19 protein-coding genes are annotated in these 23,603 nt (G+C 59.5%); 10 read left to right on the top strand and 9 right to left on the bottom strand.

Annotation, left to right across the window (positions count from 1 at the left end; genetic code table 11):
* Positions 1-15: 15 nt before the first annotated feature.
* The gene (locus tag ABSG47_RS08020) at positions 16-3,369 is read right to left on the bottom strand and encodes a S41 family peptidase (RefSeq protein WP_424168646.1); all 3,354 of its coding nucleotides are present in this window, start codon (positions 3,367-3,369) and stop codon (positions 16-18) included.
* Between the two features lie 199 nt (positions 3,370-3,568).
* The gene (ppk1, locus tag ABSG47_RS08015) at positions 3,569-5,821 is read right to left on the bottom strand and encodes a polyphosphate kinase 1 (RefSeq protein WP_424168644.1); all 2,253 of its coding nucleotides are present in this window, start codon (positions 5,819-5,821) and stop codon (positions 3,569-3,571) included.
* A 259-nt stretch (positions 5,822-6,080) separates the two neighbouring features.
* On the opposite strand from ppk1, the gene ABSG47_RS08010 reads away from it, so the two are divergent.
* Together ABSG47_RS08010 and ABSG47_RS08005 are read left to right on the top strand one after the other, a co-directional pair.
* On the top strand, positions 6,081-6,788 hold the full coding sequence (locus ABSG47_RS08010) for an RNA polymerase sigma factor (protein WP_424168642.1): 708 nt from the start codon (positions 6,081-6,083) through the stop codon (positions 6,786-6,788).
* Positions 6,789-7,331: 543 nt separating this feature from the next.
* A complete protein-coding gene (locus ABSG47_RS08005) occupies positions 7,332-7,592 on the top strand; it encodes a hypothetical protein (RefSeq protein ID WP_424168640.1) in 261 nt (86 codons plus the stop codon).
* On the opposite strand, the gene ABSG47_RS08000 is transcribed toward ABSG47_RS08005, so the two are convergent.
* Together ABSG47_RS08000 and ABSG47_RS07995 are read right to left on the bottom strand one after the other, a co-directional pair.
* Complete coding sequence (locus ABSG47_RS08000; RefSeq protein WP_424168638.1) at positions 7,589-8,290, bottom strand: class I SAM-dependent methyltransferase; 702 nt, start codon at positions 8,288-8,290, stop codon at positions 7,589-7,591. The genes ABSG47_RS08005 and ABSG47_RS08000 overlap by 4 nt on opposite strands.
* Before the next feature lie 148 nt (positions 8,291-8,438).
* Complete coding sequence (locus ABSG47_RS07995; protein ID WP_424168636.1) at positions 8,439-9,332, bottom strand: hypothetical protein; 894 nt, start codon at positions 9,330-9,332, stop codon at positions 8,439-8,441.
* A gap of 119 nt (positions 9,333-9,451) precedes the next feature.
* Between ABSG47_RS07995 and sixA the strand changes: the two genes are divergently transcribed.
* Positions 9,452-9,979, top strand: a complete 528-nt coding sequence (gene sixA, locus ABSG47_RS07990) for a phosphohistidine phosphatase SixA (RefSeq protein WP_424168634.1) — start codon at positions 9,452-9,454, stop codon at positions 9,977-9,979.
* Here the strand turns inward: sixA and ABSG47_RS07985 are convergent.
* A complete protein-coding gene (locus ABSG47_RS07985; RefSeq protein WP_424168632.1) occupies positions 9,931-11,478 on the bottom strand; it encodes a Ppx/GppA phosphatase family protein in 1,548 nt (515 codons plus the stop codon). The genes sixA and ABSG47_RS07985 overlap by 49 nt on opposite strands.
* Positions 11,479-11,959: 481 nt before the next feature.
* Between ABSG47_RS07985 and ABSG47_RS07980 the strand changes: the two genes are divergently transcribed.
* The 5 genes from ABSG47_RS07980 to ABSG47_RS07960 all read left to right on the top strand — a co-directional run bounded on the left by ABSG47_RS07980 (position 11,960) and on the right by ABSG47_RS07960 (position 15,885).
* A complete protein-coding gene (locus tag ABSG47_RS07980) occupies positions 11,960-12,301 on the top strand; it encodes a helix-turn-helix domain-containing transcriptional regulator (protein WP_424168630.1) in 342 nt (113 codons plus the stop codon).
* Between the two features lie 87 nt (positions 12,302-12,388).
* The gene (locus tag ABSG47_RS07975; protein WP_424168628.1) at positions 12,389-14,392 is read left to right on the top strand and encodes an ArnT family glycosyltransferase; all 2,004 of its coding nucleotides are present in this window, start codon (positions 12,389-12,391) and stop codon (positions 14,390-14,392) included.
* Positions 14,393-14,860: 468 nt separating this feature from the next.
* Positions 14,861-15,280: an EVE domain-containing protein gene (locus tag ABSG47_RS07970; protein ID WP_424168626.1), complete on the top strand. Its 420-nt coding sequence runs from the start codon at positions 14,861-14,863 to the stop codon at positions 15,278-15,280.
* 54 nt (positions 15,281-15,334) lie between these two features.
* Complete coding sequence (locus ABSG47_RS07965; RefSeq protein WP_424168624.1) at positions 15,335-15,592, top strand: type II toxin-antitoxin system ParD family antitoxin; 258 nt, start codon at positions 15,335-15,337, stop codon at positions 15,590-15,592.
* Positions 15,593-15,594: 2 nt separating this feature from the next.
* On the top strand, positions 15,595-15,885 hold the full coding sequence (locus ABSG47_RS07960) for a type II toxin-antitoxin system RelE/ParE family toxin (RefSeq protein WP_424168622.1): 291 nt from the start codon (positions 15,595-15,597) through the stop codon (positions 15,883-15,885).
* On the opposite strand, the gene ABSG47_RS07955 is transcribed toward ABSG47_RS07960, so the two are convergent.
* Positions 15,876-16,862, bottom strand: a complete 987-nt coding sequence (locus ABSG47_RS07955) for a 3'-5' exoribonuclease YhaM family protein (protein ID WP_424168620.1) — start codon at positions 16,860-16,862, stop codon at positions 15,876-15,878. The genes ABSG47_RS07960 and ABSG47_RS07955 overlap by 10 nt on opposite strands.
* 97 nt (positions 16,863-16,959) lie before the next feature.
* Positions 16,960-18,747 carry a peptidylprolyl isomerase gene (locus ABSG47_RS07950; RefSeq protein WP_424168618.1) on the bottom strand — a complete coding sequence of 596 codons (1,788 nt, stop codon included), beginning with the start codon at positions 18,745-18,747 and terminating at the stop codon, positions 16,960-16,962.
* A gap of 401 nt (positions 18,748-19,148) precedes the next feature.
* On the opposite strand from ABSG47_RS07950, the gene ABSG47_RS07945 reads away from it, so the two are divergent.
* Entirely contained in the window at positions 19,149-20,825 is a 1,677-nt protein-coding gene (locus ABSG47_RS07945; protein WP_424168616.1) for a S41 family peptidase, read from the top strand.
* Between the two features lie 149 nt (positions 20,826-20,974).
* Here ABSG47_RS07945 and ABSG47_RS07940 read toward each other — a convergent pair whose 3' ends face one another.
* On the bottom strand, positions 20,975-21,226 hold the full coding sequence (locus ABSG47_RS07940) for a DUF2442 domain-containing protein (RefSeq protein ID WP_424168614.1): 252 nt from the start codon (positions 21,224-21,226) through the stop codon (positions 20,975-20,977).
* Between the two features lie 9 nt (positions 21,227-21,235).
* Entirely contained in the window at positions 21,236-22,303 is a 1,068-nt protein-coding gene (locus ABSG47_RS07935; RefSeq protein WP_424168612.1) for an isoaspartyl peptidase/L-asparaginase family protein, read from the bottom strand.
* A 59-nt stretch (positions 22,304-22,362) separates the two neighbouring features.
* Between ABSG47_RS07935 and ABSG47_RS07930 the strand changes: the two genes are divergently transcribed.
* Positions 22,363-23,484, top strand: coding sequence for a purine nucleoside permease (locus tag ABSG47_RS07930; protein WP_424168610.1), 1,122 nt, complete (start codon positions 22,363-22,365; stop codon positions 23,482-23,484).
* Positions 23,485-23,603 lie beyond the last annotated feature (119 nt).

Here is a 23,603-nt window from a genome sequence, read left to right as displayed (position 1 = left end):
CGTTCTTTGGCGGCACTACTTGTGATAATTCGGATAAGCTGGCCGCGCCGGATTCGTATCCACCGGATGCTTCGCCAGTTCCTCCAGCGCCAGCGCCACAGCCTTCTCCAACTGCGGATCATGCCCCTCGCTGACTAACTTCGGATCCTGCTCCACCTCGTAATCCGGATCGACGCCATGGTTCTCCACATCCCACTCACCCTTCGGCGAGAAGAACGCCACGCTCGGCGAAGTCACGCGTCCTCCATCCATTAGCACCGGAATTCCACCAATGCCCACCAGTCCGCCCCACGTGCGCTTGCCCACCAGCGGCCCCAGCTTCGCCTCTTTAAACAGCCATGGCAGCGCATCGCCGCCCGAGCCGGAAGTCTCATTGGCAATCATCACCTTCGGCCCATAAATCCCGGCATTCGGCGTATGCTCCACCGTGCCGTAGCGCGGAGCCCAGTAGCTCTCAACCTGCCGCTTCATCACCTCGATGAAGTAATCCGCCACCTGCCCGCCGCCATTAAATCGCTCATCAACAACCACGCCTTTCTTGTCCGTCTGCGCAAAGTAGTAGCGATTGAAGTTCGTAAAGCCGCCTCCGCCCGTATCCGGCAGATACACATACGCCAGCTTGCCGTCTGAAAGCTTATCCACCTTCGCCTGGTTCCCCTCGATCCAGTCGATATTGCGCAGGATTGATTCGCTGATGAGTGGTTGAACGGTAATGTCGCGCGCATGAGACCCATCTGCGGCGCCGATACGCAGGTTCACGGTCTTCCCCCCCGTGCCCTCGAGTGGCTGCTGTATGTCAATCGCCGCCGTCAGGTCCTGCCCGTCAATCGCCAGGATGCACTCACCCACAACCACATTCAGTCCCGGCTGTGCCAGAGGTGCCTTCCCCTGTGTATTGAACTGGCCGCCCGTGTAAATCTTCTTAACGCAGTAGCGGTTATCCTTGATCTCGTAATCTGCGCCCAGCAGCCCGCCCGGAACCTGCTTCGCCGCCGGTATATCCCCGCCGAACCCGCGCAGATGACCCACTGAAAACGCGCCCAGCATCTCCTGGAAGATGTAGTTCAAATCCGCCCGTGAAGCAATCGACGCAACATACGGCTCAAACCGCTTCTCATCCGCCACCGTATTCGTGCCGTGGAAATTCTTGTCGTAGAAATAAGCCCGCTCAATCCGCCAAACCTCGTGGTACATCTGCGCCCACTCGGCATGCGGCTCAACACGCGCCTTCAAATCGCCGAAGTTCAGCACCCCGTCGCCCGGCTTCACCGGCACGCCGCTCGGCACAATCGCCCAACTGGGCCCGGTTCCCACCAGCATCTTTTCGCCATTCGCTGACAGATCGAAGCCAGTCACATGCTCAGCCAGCTTCTCCGTCTTGCGGTCCTCCGGCACCCAGCGGTTCAGCGTCAATCCACGATCGGCAAACCTCCCTGAAGCATTCGCCTCCAGGAAATACAAACTCCCTTTCAATCCAACTGTAAGCCCGGCATACACACTCGCCGGCAGCGGCAGCGCCACAATGCGATCCTGAATCCCCGCCAGATCCACCTTGATCGGCTTCACCGCATCCTTGCCGCCTGGCTTCTCATCGGATTTCTTGTCGCCATCCTTCGCATCAGCCTTCGCATCTGCGCCGGCATCAGGCTTCTTATCCGCATCCGCCTTCTTGTCGTCGCTCTTCTTATCGTCAGCCTTCTCGTCTTCAAGCTCCGGCGCAATCGGAGAAGCCGTATCCGCTGCCAGCGTCACCGCATAAATGTTGTTCGTCACCTCGTACAGGTCGCTCGTCATATCCAACCCGTTTGAAGTCGCGCCCGCATTCGTACTCGTCGTAAAGAAGAGATACTTGCCATCGCGATCAAACGCCGGCGTCGTCGACTCCGCCATCTGACTCGTCACCTGCGTCGACTGGCCCGTCTCCACGTTGTACAGAAAAATCGCATGCAGATGGTTCGGCATGGACTGCGGATAAGCCACCCACTTCGAATCCGGTGACCACGCCACCTCGTAGTTCGTGTTTGAGAAGCCGCCATACACGTTCTTCGCGCCCACCGTCGCCAGCTTGCCGTCGGTCGTGTCCAGCATGTAAATGTTCAGCCGATTGTCGTGAAACAAAATCTTCTTCGAATCCGGCGACCACTGCGTGTTGAAGTAGTACGCCGGCTCATTCCCCAGCGAAAACTTCTTCACCGCAGGCGCACCCGCCACGCTCGATCCCAACTGCCCCGCCACATGCAGTTGATACAACCCGCTCTCATCCGAGAAGTACGCAATCGACAGCCCATCCGGTGACCATGCGGGCTCGCGCTCCATCACACCCGGCGTATTCGTAATGTCCCGCGTCGGCCCATGCTTCGCCGCCACGGTAAAAATCTCTCCATGCGCTTCCACCGCCGCGCGCAAACCGGTCGGTGAAATCGTCACATTCTCCACCTGCTCCGCCACGCTCACAATACGCGGCCGCACATCCGGCAAATCGGCATCCACCTCAATCGGCACCATCGTCTTCTTGCCCGTAGCCGTGTCAAAGAGATAAATCTCGCCCAGTTGGTCGTACACCAGTGTGTTGCCTTCGCCCGCCAGTGAGCGAATATCCGAACCATCGTTCGCCAGCGCCTCTTTTACAGCCTTCGATCCCGGCTCATACGCAAAGATCGCCGTATGTCCCTTGCGTCCGGAGAGAAAATACACCTTGCCGCCCGCATACACCGGAAAGAAATCCGACGACTTGTCATGCGGAATCTCCTCCGAATCGAGCCCCGGCAGCGTCGTTATCCAGATGGTGCTCGCCAGCCCGCCGTGATAGTTGCCCCACGAAATAAAGCTCGTGTAGTTGAACCCGAACGCCGGCGTAAAAGGCGAGTAAGCAATCGCCTTCCCATCCGGCGAAAACACGCCCTGAGCCGCCATTGGCAGCGGCAACACCTTCGCCACGCCCCCCTTGGCCGGCACCGTGTACAGCTTCGTATAACGGCTCGCGGAATCGCGGTTCGAGCGGAAGACAATGCTTCCCCCATCCGGCGTCCACGCCACCGCCACATCCGCCGCCGGGTGATACGTTACGCGAAACGGCACGCCGCCCGTCGCCGGAACCGTAAACACATCCGTATTGCCGTCATACTCGCCCGTGAACGCAATCGTCTGCCCGTCCGGCGAAAAAATCGGCGCAGTCTCAATGCCCACGCCCACCGTCAGCCGCGTCGCGCGCCCACCCGCTCTCGGAACCGTCCACAAATCGCCCGCATACGCAAAAGCAATCAGGTCTCTACTCAGCGCAGGCCGCTGAAAGATGTGCGGAGTAGAAGCTGCATCGGCAACACCCGCCATCAGCAGACCAGAGAAAAGAGCAATTGCCAAACGAGACACTGCAGAGAAGCGAAATCGACGCACCGGAAACTCCCACACACAAATTTTGATCGAGCACCATCTTACACGCCACCGCATGCCGAATGCCCCACCCTCGCGGCGTCTTTGTCTTTGCCGCCAGGGTGGGACAGCACTCCGCCCACACCCCACAAAATTGCCATCCTGAGCGGGTGACACGATCTTATCTACATAACGGCCATCAGTCGGCGGCAAGGACTGCGGCTTTGGGGGAGCGCTTTGCAGGGGCTTTTGAGGCTGCGGGTTCGGGGGCGGTGTGGCCGTTAGAGTCTGCTCCGTTGTGGTCGCTATGGTGGTGCGCCCCGTGGTGGGCTCCGATTTTGGGGCAAGGTGGAGGGATTTCGGAGAGATCGGATTTGCCCTCGGCGAACTGCATGAGGAAATCCTGGCTGGAGAATGCGGGGGCGTCTTTATAGAGATCATGGACGCGCAGGTAGACGCCGTCGGGTTGCTGGAGGCGGCCTTTGACGGTGTCGGCGAGGAGCGCAGGGATGATCTCGTTCTGGATGCGGGCTTTGGCGGCGGCATCGCGGATGGGGAAGACGACTTCACAGCGCTCGAAGAGGTTGCGGGGCATCCAGTCGGCGGAGCCGATGTAGACTTCGGCTTCGCTGGGGCTTGCGCCGCCATTGAGGAAGGTGAAGATGCGGGAGTGCTCCAGGAAGCGGCCGACGATGGAGCGGACGCGGATGTTTTCCGAGAGGCCCTTGACGCCGGGCTTGAGGATGGAGAGGCCGCGGATGATGAGGTCGATCTGCACGCCGTCCTGGGATGCCTCATAGAGTGCTTCGATAACGCTGGGTTCGAGGAGCGCGTTCATCTTGGCGATGATGCGCGCGGGCTTGCCGGCGCGGGCATGGTCGGCTTCGCGGCGGATAAGGCCGAGGAAGGATTCCGCCATGGTGAGCGGGGCCACGAGCAGTGGGCGGTAGTCGTCGATCTCCGCGTGCGCGGTGAGGTAGTTGAAGACGGTGTGGACGCGCTCGGCGATCTCGGCGTTCGAGGTGAGGAGCGAGAGATCGGTATAGAAGCGCGCGGTGACGGGGTTGTAGTTGCCGGTGCCGAGGTGGCAGTAGCGGCGTGTGACTCCGTCTTCGTCATGGCGGACGAGCATGGCGAGCTTGCAGTGGGTTTTGAGGCCGACGACGCCGTGGAAGACCTGGACGCCCGCGTCTTCCATGGAGCGGGCCCAGCGGATGTTGGCGGTCTCGTCGAAGCGGGCCATGAGCTCCACGACGACGGTAGCTTCTTTGGTGGCCGCGGCCTCGATGAGGGCCTGGAACATGAGCGAGTCGGAGCTGGTGCGGTAGAGGGTCTGCTTCATGGAGAGGACGCGGTCATCGTGCGCGCCGTGCTGGATGAAGGAGACGACGGGATCGTAGGAATCGTAGGGATGGTGCAGGAGGATCTCGCGCTGGCGCAGCTCTTCAAAGATGTTGGCGGATTTGCGGGAGAGCGTGAGGGGCTTTGGCGTGAAGGAGGAGTATTTGAGGTCGGGGCGCTGGACGTCTGAGTAGAGGAAGAAGAGGCGCGAGAGATTCACCGGGCCATCGGTGGAGAAGACCTGATCTTCATCCAGCTCGAAGTTGACGCGGAGGCGCTCGACGATTTCGGGATGCGCGCCGGTTTCGATTTCGAGGCGCACGGCGTCGCCTTTACGGCGGTTGTGGAGCTCGAAACGAATCGTTTCGAGGAGCGAGCGGGCTTCTTCTTCTTCGAAGTAAAGATTGGAGTTGCGGGTGACGCGGAAGGCGGCGTTGGCCAGGACTTCATAACCGCGATACATGCGGGAGAGGTTCTGCGCGATGAGGTCCTGGAGAAGCAGGTAGTCGTATTTGCCTTGCTCGGAGGGCAGGCGTATGAAGCGTGGCAGCGCGCGAGGAACGGTGACGACGCCGAGAACCTGCGGGCCGGAGGCTTTGCGCTTGAGGCGGAGAAGAAGCGCCAGGCAGAGAGCTTTGTTGAGGACGCGCGGGAAGGGGTGCGCCGGATCGATGGAGATGGGCGTGAGGAGCGGATCAACTTCGCGCTGGAAATAATTCTGGGCGAAGGCGCGTGCGGTTTCGTCGAGTTCGTTCCACTTAAGAAGGCGAATGCCTTGCTTGCGCATCTCGGGCAGGAGCTGCGTGGTCCAGCACTCGTACTGCGCGGTGACGAAGGTGTGGATGGCGCGGGTGAGGGCGGTGAGGGATTCCTCGGGGATGAGGCCGTCGTAACCGGGCTCGCGGCCGCCGTCTTCAATGCGCTGCATGAGGCTGGCCTGGCGGATCTCGACATACTCGTCGAGATTGGAGCCGGTGATGGCGAGGAACTTGACGCGCTCCAGGAGCGGGTTTGCAGAGTCGGCGGCTTCTTCAAGGACGCGGCGGTTGAACTGCATCCAGGATTCGTCGCGGCCGTTGAAGAGCTTTTGCCGGGGTGTGGTCTTTGGCATGGGAATGGCACCTGCGCCGGTGATGTGAAAGTCTAACGCGTTCGGGTCTTGAGTTACTAGCTAACAGGATGCGGGGCTTAAAGGTGTTAAGGGGATGAGAAAAGATGGGATAAGACAGGAACAGAGGGACAAAGGAAAAAGGAAGAGATAAAAACAAAAGCGGCCTGCGTAGCGACGATGTTTGACTTGAGGGCTTGGCGGGTTGAGGATGGAGGAGACAGGCCCCACTCCTGATCATGCTGGCGAGGAGCGTTTCGAGATGACCAAGGAAACTGAGAGCGGGAATTCGATGGGGGATTCGATTCTGGATCTGTCGCAGCCGGTTCCGGCGGGCGCTGAGGAGTTCAAGCGCACGATGTCGAGCCTGCTGGACGGCAAAGAGAAGGACGAGGCGACGGTGGAGCGCGCGTTTGAGGGCCAGGACGGGATGTTCGACCTGATTGCGGCGAAGCTCTACAGCATTGCTTCCATGCTGGTGGGCGAGGGCGAAGAGAGCATTCAGCTTGTAGAGGCGGCGATTGCCGACTCCGAGGTGGCCTGTTGCCAGAATGCGGCGCAGGCGGGCTTGAGCAGCAAGCGGGTGCTGGCGCGCGAGGCTTTGACGCAGATTTCGGCGCGGGATGCGGATGCGCTGGCGGCTCCGGAAGGCCTGGAACATGCGCAGACCTGCATTGAGGACGACGATCTGGATGCGGCGAGCGAGCATGGCGAGGAGTTCGAGCGGGCGATTGCCGGGCCGGACAGGGAGCGTGTGCGGACCTGGCTGGAGAGCCTGCCTGCCGGAATGCGTGTGATCTTTACGCTGCGGGCTGTGGCGGGGATTCCGGCGGGCGAGACGGCGGCGCTGCTGGCGGCGTATGGCGGCCCGAAGGCTGCGGGCTGGACGGCGGATGCGGTCAGAGAGCTGTTTCAGCAGGCGTTGTGTGGGCTGGCTTCGCAGCTTTTGCAGACCGGGATTAAGAGCTAGCAGCCGGCTTTTAGCTTGGAGCTGCGAGAACTCGCGAGGGTAGGGCGCCTGTGATCTTTCAGAAGGTTGTCCATTCGAATGGAACTGGAACAAACGGCGTAGTCTGCCCGGTATGTTCTTATCGAAAACCCTGTCAAGCCTCTCAGCCAAAAATACTTTATAACCCACTGATTCTAAAGAGAAAAAAACTTCGTCCACTTTGCACATAATTTATTGGCTTTATGTCACACTGGAAATGATCGGAAAAACAAAAGACCGCCATCCCATTTTCGGGCTGGCGGTCTTTGTTTTTTACTGATTATCTCCACAAAAGGAACTCCCATGAACTCTCTTTGCACATACGAGTGCTCCCGGAGAAAGCGAAAAAAGAGAATAAACCCCTGACCCGCTCCTTGAATCTCGGCGTCTGGAAGGAATTTTCTGAGAAAATTTCCACCTGAACGACAAATTATCTGTAATTTACCGACGCGAATACAGAACCGGACGCGTGTCACAACCCGACAAATCACAACTCTCAACTATCGTGTAAAAGGAGAGAATCCAATGTCCAACACACCGCAGCTCTTCAACAACATCTCGCCCGCCCAGTTCGCCGTCCTCCAGCAAAAGGCTGGCTCCGCCGGCATCCCCATCTCAGGAAACTCCGGCTCCGCCTCCAAAATGGGCGTCGAAGTCGCCTGGAACTACTCGCCAGACTCGCAGCAGCTCAGCATCGAGTGCCTCAAGGCGCCTTTCTTCATCAGCGCCAGTGACGTCAACCAGAAAATCCACGACCTCGTCACCGAAACCCTCACCACCACCTAACCGCGCCACACCTCGCTGAACAGCAGCCCAAATAGCATCTCTCTCCTTCGCTCCATCACAAACCCGGCACTCTTCAGCGCCGCCGCATGATCCGGAAGCCGCCGGATGCGCAGCCCCGTCAACACCCCAAAAGCACGATACAAAAATCCAACCAGCAGCCGGCCGGCAAGCCGGCCAGCCCAACCCTCCGGCACAGCAAAATCGGAGACAACCCACTGCGCACCCTCCGTCAGGCCCCGTCTCACCAGACTCAACCTGACGGAGCCGGCCAACGCCTCAACCTCCTCCGCCGTCAGGCAGTCCAGAAAGAAATGGCTTACCACCAGGTCGTAGACATCACCGTTTTCCGGCCGCCAGGAACGAATGTCCGCCACAATCGCTCGCACCCGTCCTCCATCCGCTCCGGCGCGTTCCACCAAAGCCCGCAGCATCGCAGAACTGGCATCCACAGCATCGACCCGCACCTCGAAGTTGACACGCAGCAACGCCTCAGTAAACCGCCCGTCGCCATCTCCCAGCACCAGCGCGCGCCGCACCGTCCTCAACTCACCCAAAAATGCGCACCGGCACCGCTGCAACAGCGGCCCAAAGCTGAGCCACTCCATCCAGCGGTAAGCGCCGGCCAGCCGATCGAAATTTGGAGCCGTATAGGCCGCCACTTCGCAGTCTTTCAGGTTGAATTGTTTTGTAACAGGCATAGCTTCACAACCTGCGGAAAAACTCAAATCGGACCAGCTTTGTAACCATGCACGACTTCACAGCTTGCGGAAAAACCCAAATCGGACCGGCTTTGTAACAGGGCACGACTTCAGTCGTGCCGCAATACCCAGGAAAAAGCACTGGGCTTTAGCCCCTGAGGTATTTTTCAGCAATAAACACCGCCGGCGTCAGCAAAACCAGATCCGCCGCCATGCGCAGACTAAGCGGTGCAATCCGTCCGCGCAAACAATCCAGCAGCGCCAGCAGCAGCGCCGCTCCCGCCGCGGCAACCAGCAGCACGGCAGACCGCGGCGCACAAAATACAACCAAAGACAACGCTACAACCGCCAGACCCACCGCCGCCCCACGCACACGCACCGCCCGCTGCGACTCCCACACCGCAATCGCGTGAAGATTCAACCAGGCCAATGCCGCATAAATCCCAATCGCAGCCAGCGGCAGCCGCAAAAACTGTTGCCAACTATGCGCCGCGCCCACCTGCGAGCAAACCGGCAGCGCACATCCAATCGCAAACAGCGCGCCAACAACAATCTCTGCCACCCACTCGCGCAAATGCACGGTAGCGCGGGAAAACATCCTCCGCCGCGTATGCACACCCGTCAGCCACAGCAGCGTCGCCGCCGCCACAATCGAATCCGGCCGCACACTCCGCGCCGGCAGCCGCGAAATCACCAGCCCCGCGGCCGCCACACCAGCCACTACAGCCGCGGGCAGCAGCACCCGCCTGTGCCGCCAATGAAAGTAGTGCCGATCCCGCAACTCATGCGCCGGCGGTGTCCGCAGCCCCGCTCTCGCATCCAGCAGCCGATCGCCAATGTAGATAGTCCACACGATCAGCGCCAGCGCCGCCGTCATCCACACCGGCAGGCTCACATGCGCGGCCCACGCAAAGGCCCACGCCCACACCGCCGCCACCGTCGGCGCGTCCAGGCTGGCCAGATGCCAGAGATGCAGCGGCCCACCCGGCACGCCGAGGCGCAAACCAGCCGTCCGGGAAGGCGAATTCAGCAGTGTCGCCACAATTCTCATTGTAGGCCGCATATTTTCCACGTATCGAGCCGGACGGTAATGTTACAGAAATGTTAAAATCAGCTTTCTAGCGCAGGCGTCTCCGACCGACCCCGCCGAAACGGCTCTCTATGATTCTTTACCTTATGCGCCACGCCAACGCCGGCCTTCCCCGGCCGAACCCTTCACTCGACGCCAGGCGTGGCCTCGTAAAAGACGGCAAGGAACAATGCGTTCTCATGGCCCGCACCCTCAGCGCCTTCAAGGTCCAGATCGACACCGTTGTCTCCAGCCCGCTCAAGCGCGCCCTGCAGACCGCGCAGTTCGTCGCCACCGAGCTGGGCCACGAAGCAAAGATCGAAATTAACCCCGCGCTCGCGCCCGACGGCAAATACACCGACTTTCAGGCTTTTCTAGCCGAGTACTCCAACACGGAAGGGGTACTCGCCGTCGGCCACAATCCCAATCTCTTTGAGTTCATGGGCAAGCTTGTCACCGGCAACGGCGGCGCCAGTCTCCGTCTGCGCAAAGGAGCCATCGCCCGCATCGATCTCAACCGCCATCCGGCGCAGCTCCACTGGCTCATCGATCCGCGGCTTATCCGGAATATCTACGCCAGCGTCGGAAAGAGCTCGCGGCCAAAGACCTCGCGGAAGTAATCCGCCTCTTTCCGCAGCGACCAGAGCTCCAGCTCCGCGCCCGTCCGCCCCGGCCGGATCTCGAGGTACGCCCGCTTCGGATAGATCTTCGCGGTCACCTTCAGCACGTCGCTCGCCCGGTCCTGGTTCAGTGCGATTGCCAGCCGCAGCAGCACCACCGCGCGATGCACATTCCGGTGTTCTTCCGTCGGAATGTTCCTCAGCGCCCGGTCCTCCGGCCCCGGCCGGCTCTTGCCCTGGTACCGCGCAATTGCCGACACAATCGTCCGCTGCATCGGCGTGTATCCATACATCTCGGAGCTCGAAATGATGTACTGCGTATGCCGGTGGTGTCCCTGGTGGTTAATGAACTTGCCCGTGTCGCGCAGCAACGCCGCGGCAGCCAGCCAGTGTTCGTAATCGCCCGGCAGCTCATGCAGAGTCTTCAGGTCCCGGTATAGCTGGATCGCATGTGCCCGCACCGGCTCCGCCTGCCGCGGGTCCACGCCGTAGCGCCTGGCCGTAGCCAGTACGCTCTCCCACCGCTCATGCTCAAACTCCACATGGCTGCTGGCTCTCGTATCCTGCTCGGCCAGCATCTGCGCCAGAATCCCATCCCGCAGCCCCAGCGGCGAGTACCGAAATCCCGGCAGCGCAAAATGCTCCAGCAGCTCCGCATACACCAGCGCCCCGGCAATAATGATCTCCGCTCTCCGCGGCCCGATCCCCGGCATCGTCTCGCGTTCCTGCAGCGGCATCTTCGCCAGCCTGGCCGCCAGCTTCCGCACCAGCAGCGCGGGAGCCACTCCCGGCCCATGCACCAGCCTCTTCACCGATGCCTTGCCCGCCTTGGCCACCGCCGCGCTCGCCTCCGCCAGCGCAGCCGCCGTGCCGCTCGTGGCAATCACCAGTGAGACCCGTTCGACCGTAATCTTCCGCCTCGCCCGCCGCAGCTCGCGCCCGATCAGTTGCCGCATCTGCGCCAGCCCCTCTGCCGCCGGCGGATCAGCCGTCAGAAACCCCTCCGTCAGCCGCACCGCGCCCAGCGGAAGACTCACCGTTTCCTTGATCCGCTTATGCTCGCTCAGCGTAATCTCGCAGCTTCCACCGCCCAGGTCCACCAGCAGCACCCGGCCACTCACGCCCGGCTCCGCGCTCATAATGCCGCGATGAATCAGTCGTCCTTCTTCCAGGCCCGATATGATCTCCAGGCTCCAGCCCGTCTCCGCCTTCACCCACGCCTGAAAGGCCTCGCCATTGCGCGCATCCCGCAGCGCCGCCGTAGCCACCACGCGAGTCTCGTCCGCGGCATGAGCCTGCACCGCCCTCTGAAACCGCTTCAGCGCGCGCAGCGTCAGCGCCATCGCCTCCGGCGAAATCAACCCCGACTCAAACACGCTCGATCCCAGCCGAGTCACCTCGCGGTCCTCATGCACCGTCTTGAGCTGGTGCGCGACAACCCGGGCAATCTTCAACCGGCAGGAGTTTGATCCAATATCTATCGCTGCAAATGTAGGCATCTTCGGAGGGAGTGCTCTTCTCACACGAAGATACACGACCTCCGTTGCATTTCTGCAACCTGCAAAACAAGGCGCAAATTGACTGACCGGATAATCCGCTCGGCCTCTTGAAAAACGACTCGACAACCGGTAACATGCGCGTTACCATTGAAAAATGATCGAGGTACGTGAGTACATTGATGCAAGCGGACGGAATCACTATCGCAAATGGCTCACGAACTGCGATGCAGACATTCGAACCAGAATCGATCGCGCAGTCTTTAGACTGGGACAGGGAAATTTCTCGATCGTAAAGCCGGAAGGTGCCGGAATTTCTGCATTGCGTCTCGACTTCGGCCCTGATACAGGATTTACTTCGGTCAGGACGGATCGGAAATCGTGATTCTTCTCGCAGGTGGCACAAAACGCCGGCAACAGGATGATATTGAGCTGGCAAAACAGCTTTGGGATGAATACAAGAAACGTAAGAAAGGAGCATCAAATGGCCCTCACGCGTAGCTTTCGCGAGTCCGTGATGGAAGAATTACGGAACAAAGAATACCGCCGTGCATTCCTTCAGGGAATTATCGATGACCTGCTTGCAGGTGATCTTGAATTCGCCAAATCGATGCTCCGCGAATACATCAACGGCACAACAGGCTTCATAGCCGCAGGCAAGGCCCTCAACCGCTCGCCCAAGAGCCTCATGCGCATGCTCAGCGCCACCGGCAATCCCCAGGCGCGCAATCTCTTCGATCTGATCGCATACCTGCGGAAAGCAGACGGCATCGCCTTCGAAGTCCGAGTGGTCAAAGCAAAAGCCGTCAAACGCAAAGCCGCATAAATTTTCATAAGGCCTGCCCTTCCCGTCCGCCATTGCAGAACCATGCGCAGATAACCTTGTTATCCTGACATAGCTGCACTTTTTGCAATGACAACATACGCTCAGCAAGAAAATCGAACCCGCTCCGGGCCTTCCCCGCTTGCCGCCTGGCTCGTTCTGGCGATCGTCTTCGCCGCCGTTTATTTTGCCTCTCTTTTCACACCGCCGCTACAGGATGACGTAGACGCCGGCCATGCCCAGGCTGCGCAATACATGGCCGAGACCGGCGATCTGGTCACGCTTCATATCAATGGCATCCGCTATCTTGAAAAACCGCCGCTGCCTTATTGGCTCGCCGCGGCTTTCTACCGCGTCTTTGGTGAAAATGTCTTCTCCACGCACCTTTCCAACTCCCTGGCCGTACTCGGCTGCGCCTGGATCGCCTATTTGTGGGCCTTTCGTGCCTGGGGCCGGTGTGCGGGTTTCTATGCAGCTCTCGGCGTGCTCACCGCCGTTGGACCGTTTCTCTGGACTCGCTTCTCCATCCCCGAAGCCCTGCTGAGTTTCCTGCTGCTCTTTGCGCTCTACAGCTTCTTATCCGGACTTGAAAGCCAGCGTCCTATCCGCTTCTACGGGATGTGGGCCGCGCTGGCGCTCGCCACACTTACCAAGGGCCTCATCGCGCCCATCTTCTTCCTCGCCGCCGCCATTCCACTGCTCGCGCTCAGCGGACAGTGGCGCCGCTGGCGCGATCTCAAGCCGTTCTCCGGCTTCCTGTTATTCCTCGCCATCGCCGCGCCGTGGCACATCCTCGCCGGCCTGGCCAATCCCGATCAGGGCCATCCCGTCGGCAATGTTCCCACACCCGGCAACGTCCACGGCTTCTGGTACTTCTATTTCCTCAACGAGCACGTCTTCCGTTTCCTCGGCACACGCTGGCCGCACGACTACAACCGCATGCCTGTAGCCGTGTATTGGCTTGCGCATCTGGTCTGGCTCTTTCCCTGGAGCCTGTTCCTGCCTGCGCTCGCGATCGTGGCCTGGCGCACGCGCCGCACATGGCTCCAGCACCTGCGCCGCGATGCCGGCCAGACCGTCGATTTCTATCTCGACCACGCCGCCCGTGAAGACGTCGCCACCTATGTCACGCGGCTCAAGTTCCGCGTCCGCACCAACTGGCTGCTCGGCCTCTACGCCGCCTTCGTCCTGCTCTTCTTCTCGCTCTCAACCAATCAGGAGTACTACACCTTCCCCGCGTGGCCTGCTCTGCTTATCCTCATCGCGGGCCTGTTGGCCAACACCGAAGAACGCCGCGGTAGCGACGAAGGCCATCCGCTGCTCTCGCTCAACTGGCTCACCATCGCGCAGGCGGTCTTTGCCGTGGTGGGAGTGCTGATTGCGCTGGCTCTCGGCTGGGGCCTGTGGGAGTCGCGCAACCTTCCTTTCGTTGCGGACATCGGCACACTTCTCGCCCACCGCGATGTAGGCGGCTATACGCTTGCAACATCGCACTTCTTCGATCTCACCACGGCCTCCTTCGCTGCGCTGCGCCTGCCCGCCTCGTTGGCTGCCGTCACGCTGCTCATCGGCCCGGCAGTGAGCTGGTGGCTGCGCCTCAGGCGCAAGCACCTGAGCGCAACCACAACGCTCGCTCTCACCTCAGCCATCTTTCTCGTCGCCGCGCACATCGCCTTTGCGCGCTTTGAGCCCATGCTCAGCTCCAGGCAACTGGCCGACACCATTCTTGCCAAAGGCACGCCCGCCGATACCTTCATCATCTACGGCGACCAGTCCGACGCCTCGTCAGTCATCTTCTACACGCACAATTTCTTCAGGAAGCCAGCAGATATCGTCATGCAGCCCTGCTCGCCATTCGGCAAAGGTTCCTCGCTTCTCTGGGGCTCCTGCTGGCCTGACGCGCCAAAGATCTTCCTCAGTGAAGATCAACTCCGCCGGCAATGGGGCACAGGCGAACGCAAGTGGCTCTTCGCGCAGGACACCAACCAGCCCAAGGTGCAGCAGCTTCTCGCCGGACGCCTTTATCCCGTCCAGTCCATTGCCGACAAAGCTCTCTGGACCGACCGGCCGCTCCCCACGCAACCCGAAAAATAAATCTTCAAAATGTGGAAAACCCTTGCATGCAATTAAGGGTGTTTGTGCCATAGTAAGAATCAGCAGGCAGAGCAGCCCGATTCTCAGGAATCGGGCTGTTTCCATTTAAAGCATCTCTCCCGAAGATATAAAGTTCGGACGCCCCACCCTGGCCGCGTATTTGTTTTAGCGGCCAGGGTGGGATCGCTCCACAGCAAGAGGAGAAATGCTCTAGACCAGCCACAAAAAAAGGAAAAAAACAATTTTTTCTAAAAAGTAACCACTTTCTCGATGTCTATGTACCGACAAGTAAACACCAATAAACGCTATCTAGCATATTAAAATCAATCACTTACAAGATTTTAGTGCATAAATCCGCACCACCGTACAAACCAGCAAACAAAAAGCGAAGCCTTTCTATCCCTCGTTCCTGGCGCTTCCCCAGTCCCTTAGTCCCTAGAGTCCCTTAGTCTCTAGTTGTTTAGTCCCTTGTCCCTCTTCCCTTATCCCTCGTACTATCTCTCCATGCCCGCTTACTTTCTTTTCAAAACCGAACCCGAGGTCTATTCCTTCGACGACTTTCTCCGCGATCAGGAAACCATCTGGGACAACGTCACCAATCCCACCGCCGTCAAGCACCTGCGCGAAATGAAAGCCGGAACCAGGTGGATCTTCTACCACACCGGCGACGAGCGCACCGCCGTCGGCACCGGCTCAGTCGTTAGCATCGATCCCACCGACCCCAAAGTTCCCATCGTCAAAGTCAAAGTAGGCAAGCGCCTCAAGACACCCAAAACACTAGCCGCCATCAAGGCCGAGCCGCTCTTCAAAGACTCTCCACTGGTAGTAATCGGCCGGCTCTCCGTAGTCCCCTTAACCAAAGACCAGTGGGACTGGTTCATAGACTGACCATGCAGATTGGCAAAGTATGCCAATCTACATATACTGAGCGGGAGGTATCACATGCCTACGCGCAACGTAAACCTAACTCCCGAACTCGACCAGCTCGTCATGACAAAGGTTGAAGCCGGCCGCTACGCCAACGCTAGTGAAGTCATGCGCGCAGCCCTGCGCCTGCTGGAACGCGATGAGCAGGAAAACGAGGAAAAACTCATTGCCCTTCGTACAGCGCTGGCCTCTGGTCTTGCCAGCGGAGTTGCCAGGCCAGGCACCATGGAACGGATCCGTAAGAAATACGGATTGCCGGCAAAACGAGCATAAATATGCTCGTAATCAAATTCTCTAAAGATGCAGATACTGACCTCGAACAGATCGCAGAGCACACATGGAACACGTGGGGTCAGCGCCAGCTTGCAAAGTACATGAATGAGCTGGACAAATGCTTTGAGCGTATCCGGAAAAACCCATTACTAGGAAGAAAAAGCGAATCGACTCGTCCAGAATTTCGCCGAATCGAAGTGGGTCGGCACGCTGTTTTCTACATCATTGAACCTGACGCAATACTGATAGTCCGCGTCCTTCACCAGCAAATGCTGCCCGCTAACTACTTCTGACCCAGCCACCCCTTCGTATTCAGCATCTGCCGCTGATCCAGCGCCCAAACCTTCCCCGTCATCTCATCCGCGGCCTTGCCCTCGCGAGCGCACTTCTCAAACTCCTGCTGCACCGCCATCATCTTCGCATCGAAATCGTCCAGAAAACTCAACGCCAGCGCCTCAGGGATCATCGGCAGCTTCGGCGAGCCAAACTCAAGTTTGCCGTGGTGCGACAGGATCAGATGCAGCACCAGCGTCCGCAGCCGCGGCGGAAAATCCGGCAGCGCGTCCATCGTCTTCGCCGCCAGCTCATATCCCATTTGGATATGTCCCAGCAGCACACCCTCAACCGTGTACTCAAAGCCCGACTCCCAGGCCAGCTCCCGAACCTTGCCGATGTCATGCAGAATCACGCCCGTCAGCACCAGATCGCGATTCAGCATCGCATAATTCGGCACCACGCGATCAGCCAGCTTGAGCAGACTCACCACATGCTCCAGCAGCCCGCCCAGCCATGCATGATGTAACTGCTTGGCCGCCGGAGCTTCGCGATACTTGCCGCCAATTCGTTCATCATTCAGCAGAGTCTCAACCAACAGCTTCAGATGCGGCTCCGTAAAGCTCGCCACAAAGCCCTCAAGCTCCGCCCAAAGCGTAGGCACATCGTACGTCGTCGCAGGCAGGTAATCGGCTTTATCTATTTCGTCCGGCTTGGCCACACGAAGCTTATCGACCTTCAGTTGCGGCTTATCGTTGAAAGGGCTATATGTACCGCGTATCTTTACGATTTCGCCCTTCTCGAACTCCTTGATCTCAGCATCGGCAGGGCTCCAGATGCGGCCCTCGACGTCGCCCTTTTTATCCGCCAGCCGAATGGCGAAATAAGAGCTTCCGGTTTTACCCGTACGCTGCTGCTTTTCAAGAACCAGGAAGAAGCCTTCGACGGAATCTCCCTCGCGCATCGAAGTCAGATCGGAAACAAACAATGTCTTCATCTTTACGGAAGGATAAAGCACAAGACCGGCCTGAGGCAGAGCATCGCAAAAAGCAAAGGCCCTCAGCGCACTGAGGGCCTTTGCAGCAAGCTCGCTCTTACTGTTGCGGTGCCGGCGCTGGAGTTTGCGGCTGCGGTGCCGGCGCGGGAGCCTGAGCCGGCTGTTGCTGTGCCGCTGCCGCACCCTGCGCCTGCGGAATCGGCGTGGGCTGCGCAGGCTCGCCGGCCTTTTGCGGATCGTCCGGCTTCCGCTGGCTGAAGCGCGTCTTCTCGCCCGCCGTAGCGTTGTCATTCTTCTTCTTCTTGCTCGCGGTATCGCCACCCAGACCAAGCGGCTGTGACTGCGTCTGACGATCCGCCACCTCGCTCGCCTCTGGCGCGTCAGGAGTCTGCGCGTCTTTCAGCGATGTCGCCGTGGCCTTGGGCTGCTTTGGGAGCTTCGCGCGATCGCTAAAGCGCGACTTCTTCTGCGGTGCAGCCTGCTCCAGCGGATTATCCGGCTCGGCATTCTGCGCTACCTGCGTGCCAGCTGTCGCCGTGGCTGCCGTTGCTCCGGTAGCTCCGTTTGCATCTTCCGTCGGAGTTGCCGCAGCGGCTGTTGGCAGCGTCTTCGTCGGAGCCTTGCCGAAGCGAATCTTTTCCTTCTTGCCCGGCTTCTCGGCAGCTTGCGCGGCCTTCTGCGCGGCTGCGGGGGTAGTCGTGGTCACCGAAGCATTCACGACCTGCGGCGACTTCTGACGGAAATGCGCGTTCTCGCGGAACCGCGTGCGCTCCACCGGCTTCTTTTTCTTCGGAACCGGGGGAGTATATGTCGAGTAGGCGATAGGATTGATCCGCTTGTTCGTCGTCGCGCCCGTATCGTCGTAGCCTGACTTGACAATGACGTAGGAGTCCTCGCGCATCTTGGTCAGATAGTCGCGCATGGCCGGCTCCATCTTGGTCATATAATACGATTCTTCCACCTGGCCCTGAACGTCCTTGTACTCCGGTACGCCCCCCGTGGTATGCTGCGTGACCTTCAGAATCACGTAGCCCTGCCGTGTCCGGATCGGCTCGGTGTACTGCCCCGCCTTCAGGCCGAAGGTTGCATCCTCCAGCACTTTAGCCAGAGCGCCGCGCTTGTACTCGCCCAGTTCGCCGCCTTCGCCCGCCGTCTGCCCCTCGCTTGAAGTGCGCGCCAGTTGTGCAAAATCGGCGCCGCCCTTCAGCTTGGTCTCAATATCGTCTGCCTTAGCCTTGGCCGCTGCGATCTTCGCCTCGTCCGCATCGCCTGTACCGGTCGAAACCAGAATCTCGTTCAGATGAACGCTCTCCGGCTGCACATATTCCTGCTTGTGCGCCTCAAAATAGCGCTGTGCCTCGCCCGGTGTAATGTGGATGCGCTGGCCCACTTCGTCCCGCATCACCTGTTGCGTAATAATCTGGTTGCGGATATTCGCCTTGAAGTCCTCAAAGGACACGCCCTGCTCCTGAGCCGCCTTCTGCAGGTCATCCATCGAACCCAGGTTGTACTGCTTGCGAATCTCGTTCAGCCGGTTGACCAGCTCCGTGTCGCCGGTAACTCCCAGCTCCTTGCCCTTGGAAAGCCAAAGCTGCTGGTCGACCAGATTGCGCAGCAGATCCTTATGCGCCTCCGAGAGCTGCTGCATGGTCAACCCACGCTGGCGGCCTTCATCGTCCAGTTCCTTCATCGCGCGGTCATAGTCGGATCGCGTAATGATCTGGTCGTTCACGCGGGCAACAATCTCTTCCACGGTCGCGCCGCCATAGGGGCTGGCCGGCTCGGCAACGGGCTTGGCCTGCGAAAAGGCCGGAACAGCGAGCAGCATGGCGCCAACCATAGAGAGCATGGACGCAGACACCGCGGGAATACGAAGCAATCTCAATGTCATCATTCGGCACATAACAGGCACAGATGGAATCACCTGTCTTATAGACGTCATTGTAAATGCCGGGAGAGCCATCGCGGAGCAGAATCGGCAATACGGCGGTGTCTCAATTTGAATTGCTTTGTAACAGGGCACGACTTTAGTCGTGCCGAAACGGCCATAAAAATGAAATCGGGCTTTAGCCCCTGTGGCAGTTTCTTCAAATTCTGAGACACTACCGGCAATATGCGGGCCGCGGCCCGCATATATCTCAAAATCTGTTTGGAAGCCGCATTGCTAACCGTCGCACCTGCCGCGGCGTCCATAAAGCCGGTGCTATACTTTAGCTCACGGCTCATGCTGTGGCGGGCCACACTGTGGCCCGTGCCTCAGCTTGCGCCCGGAGGTTCCAGCAACGTATGACTCCCCGCGCCCGCCGGGCTCTTTTCTCCGTCGTCCTCTTCTTCGCCGTCTGCGCCGTTCTGGGCTCCATGCTCCAGCGCCGTGTCCGCGCGCAATCCTCTGAGGATGAAAGCCAGATCCGCGACAGCCTCAAGACCTTCACAAATATCTACTCTCTCGTGGAGCAGAACTACGCCGAGCCCATCACCGGCGACAAGGCGGATGCCGCCATCTACGACGGCGCCATCCCCGGTATGCTGCGGACCCTCGATCCGCACTCCAATTTCTACGATCCCAAGTCCTATGCCAAGATGCGCGAGGATCAGCGCGGCCATTACTACGGTGTAGGCATGCTGATTCAGCAGCAGCGCGATCCCAAAACCGGCAAGGATCAGGTCATTGTCATCACGCCGTATGAGGGCACTCCCTCCTTCCGCGCAGGCATCCATCCCGCGGACGTCATCGTCTCCGTGGATGGCAAGCCCGTCACCGTTGGCCCGGACGGCAACGATCCCAACGTCATCAGCAATTCCGACTCTGTGGCCAAAAACCTGAAAGGCCCCAAGGGCACGCACGTGCAGGTCAGCATGTCGCGCGCCGGCCAGTCCAAGCCGCTCGTTTTCGATCTCGTCCGAGACGAAATTCCGCATCCCTCCGTGGATCTCAAGTACGAAATCCGCCCCGGCATCGGCTACGTCCATCTCACGCAGTTCATGGAAACCAGCGCACAGGAGGTCGATGACGCCGTCGATGGCTTCAGTAATCTCAAGGGGCTCGTTCTCGATCTGCGCGGAAACCCCGGCGGCCTGCTCAGCCAGGCTGTCGAGATCTGTGACCATCTGCTCGCCAAGGGACAGACGATTGTTTCGCAGCGCGGGCGAGCATACCCCGATCAGAACTACACTGCCACGCACGGCAACGGCGGCAAGACCTTTCCCATTGTCGTTCTCGTCAACCGTGGCACTGCTTCAGCCGCGGAGATTGTCTCCGGCGCGCTGCAGGATCATGACCGCGCCCTCATCGTCGGCGAAACCACCTTCGGCAAGGGCCTGGTGCAGACCGTCTACAACCTGAGCGAGAACACCGGCCTTGCGCTGACCACGTATCACTACTACACGCCATCCGGCCGCCTCATTCAGCGCAACTACGAAGGCGTTTCGCTCTACGACTACTACTTCAATCACGCCGGCGCCGCTGACGGCAACAACCGCGAAGTGAAGATGACCGATTCCGGCCGCACCGTCTATGGCGGAGGCGGAATCACGCCAGACGAAAAGATCGAAACGCCCAAGTCCGATCACTTCCAGGACGAGGTTCTGTACCACAACGTCTTCTTCCATTACGCGCCGTTCTACTTCTCCACCCACGCCTCCGTCGACCGCAACTTCCAGGTAGACGATTCCGTGATCGCCAGCTTCAAGCAGTACCTCACCAATGAGGGCGTGCAGTACACCGACAAGGACATCACCGACAATCTCGACTGGATCAAGGTCAATATCAAGGATGACGTTCTGGGCACCCAGTTCGGCTCCGTTGCCGGCCTGCGCGTTCTCGCCGACTGGGATCCAATGATTCAGAAGGCTCTTACCTTCCTGCCTGAGGCACAAACGCTCGAAGACAACTCTCACAAGGTCCAGGCGCAGAAAGCGCAGGCGCGCAATGAAGCTCCTGCCGCCACTGGCGCCCAGCGCTAACCTCATTCACACACAAAGCAAAACGGACCGGCAATCGCCGGTCCGTTTTGCTTTAGAGCCTTGTTCCATTCCGCTTTTAGTTGAATGAGCTTTGTATCAGGGCACGACTTCAGTCGTGCCGAAAAGCTCGCGAAAAATAAGAATGGGCTTTAGCCCCCGAGGGGATTCCTTGCACTCATCAGAGTTTCCTGTAGCAATCCTGCAACGGAAATATCTTCGTCCAGCGTTTCCCAGTGCAGACCTCGGCTGCTGAGCCTCACCTGCTCTCGCTGCTCCGGAGTGCTGTTTACCAGCCGCGGAAACCACGCCAGCGGCACACCTAGAACGCGGCCATCACTCAGATCGACCCACATGCTGTATTCATCAAAGCGCACGCGCATTGGACTAACTGAAGTGCTCATTCCACGCCCTCACTGCTCGTCGTTATAAATCCCCACCGTAATCTTTCCGCCCTCCGTCAGCCGCGCGCGAAACATTCCCGGCGTATTAAAGCTGAACGCAGTCTGTCCATCCGGCGTAAGCGCAATCACGCCGCCGTCACCATGCAGCGCTTCCAGCTCATGATGAATCACCTCATCCGCCGCATCCTGTATCTTCATTCCCTTGAACCGCACCAGGTTGCAGATCTCCCGCGCCACGCCCAGCCGGATAAAGTATTCGCCCGAACCCGTCGCTGAAACCGCGCAGGACTGATTCGACGCGTAAGTACCCGCCCCGATAATCGGCGAGTCGCCCACGCGTCCCGGCATCTTGCCCTGCATTCCGCCAGTAGAAGTCCCCGCGGCAATATTGCCGCTGCGGTCAAGCGCCACAACACCCGTCGTTCCGTGGCTGCGCGGGTCAGCAGCCTCGTCGTAATAAAACGCCACAGGTACAGTCTTGCCCGGCTCCGGCGGCGCGCCTGCCGGACGCGGCGGAACCGGCCTGCCTTCCTGCTTCAACTGCTTCACCAGTGCCTGCCAACGCGATTCGCTGAAGAAGAAGCTGTTGTCCACCTGCTGCAAACCCACCTTGGCGCCAAAGTTATCCGCGCCAGTGCTGATCATCATCACGTAAGGCGACTTGTCCATCACCGCCCGCGCCAGGCTGATGGGGTAGTGCGTGTGCATCACGCCAGCCACGGCTCCAGCCTTGAGCGATGCGCCATCCATGATGGAGGCGTCAAGCTCATTGTGTCCCTCGGCGCTGAAAACCGCCCCGCGCGCAGCGTTGAAAAGCGGATCGTCCTCCATCACCTTCAGCGTGGCCTCCACCGCGTCCAGCGCCGTGCCGCCGGCATCCAGAACCTTCGCGCCCGCCATCGTCGCCTCTTCCAGGCTCTTGCGATAGGCCTTGTCTCCCTCCGGCCCCAGCGCCACGCGCTGAATCACACCAGCGCCCCCATGCACCACGATCGTCCACTTATGCGTAGCCGTCTGCTGCGCTCCTGCTGCCGCACAAACTGCCATCGTCGCCACTGTCAGCCAGAATCGTCTCATCGCTCGTATCCCTCGTATTTGTTTTTACCCATCCTACTATCGCATTTACCATCGCAGCCATGACTCGCCGAATCTTGCCCCACTTTACTCGCGCACTCTTTGCCGGTGCTCTCTTCGCCTCCTGTTGCCTGGTCATCGCACAATCCACGCCCGGTCTCGCGCCCGGTCTCGCGCCAGGTCCCGCGCCAAGTCCCGCTCCCATTCCAGTCAAAGTCGTAATCGTCACCATGTTTGAAGTCGGCGAGGACACAGGCGACCAGCCCGGAGAACTGCAGTACTGGGTAGAACGCGATCATCTCAACCATATCTATCCGCTCCCTGCCGCGTATCACGCCGCGCGCATGAATGACCGCGGTGAAATGGCCATCCTCACCGGCCAGGGAACCGCCTCTGCAGCCTCAACCATCATGGCTCTCGGCCTCGATCCACGTTTCGATCTCTCCCACGCCTACTGGATCGTCGCAGGCATTGCCGGCGGCAGCCCGGATCGTGTCTCTCTCGGCTCAGCCGCATGGGCGCATTGGGTCATCGATGGCGATCTCGCCTATGAGATCGACGCGCGTGAAATTCCACCTGACTGGTCTACCGGCTTCATTCCTCTCCGCAAGACGCGCCCCTATGAACAACCCGCCGTCGCCCTCCCCGGACAAATGTATGAGCTCAACAGCAACCTCGCCGAGTGGGCCTTCGCGCTCACCAAAGACGCTCCACTCGCTGACACCGACAAGCTCAAACAAGTCCGCTCAAATTTTGACGGAGCCGCCGCGCAAAAACCTCCCTTCGTCACCCTCGGCGACGAAGTCTCCTCCTCCACTTACTGGCACGGCAAGCTCTTTGACGCATGGGCCACGGAATGGACACGCTATTTCACCGCCGGCAAAGGAGACTTCGCCACCACCGCTATGGAAGACACCGGCACGCTTCAATCGCTGCATTTCCTCGCCAACGCGGGCCGCGTCGATTGGTCGCGTATCCTCGTCCTCCGCACCGTCAGCAACTTCGACCGCCAGCCCCGCCGCATGACTGCTGCACAAAGTCTCGCCGAGCAGCGCATCGGAACCTACAGCGCCTATCTCCTCTCGCTTGAAGCCGCTTACACCGTCGGCCACACCGTCGTAAATGAGTTGCTCACCAACTGGCCAAAATACGCTGCTGTCTTACCACCGCAATCACATCCGTAATCGCACAAGATGCGCAAAACGCCATCTCCGTCCGCAAAGGACCTTGGCGAATCTACGTCTGACAGTAGAGAATCCTTGCGATCCTGAATTCAATTCCTCAACGCAAAAAGAGGACAACC

Origin of the sequence: Occallatibacter sp. (assembly GCF_049510455.1) — a bacterium.
Classification (GTDB): domain Bacteria; phylum Acidobacteriota; class Terriglobia; order Terriglobales; family Acidobacteriaceae; genus Telmatobacter.
This window is presented reverse-complemented; position numbering and strand designations above follow the sequence as displayed.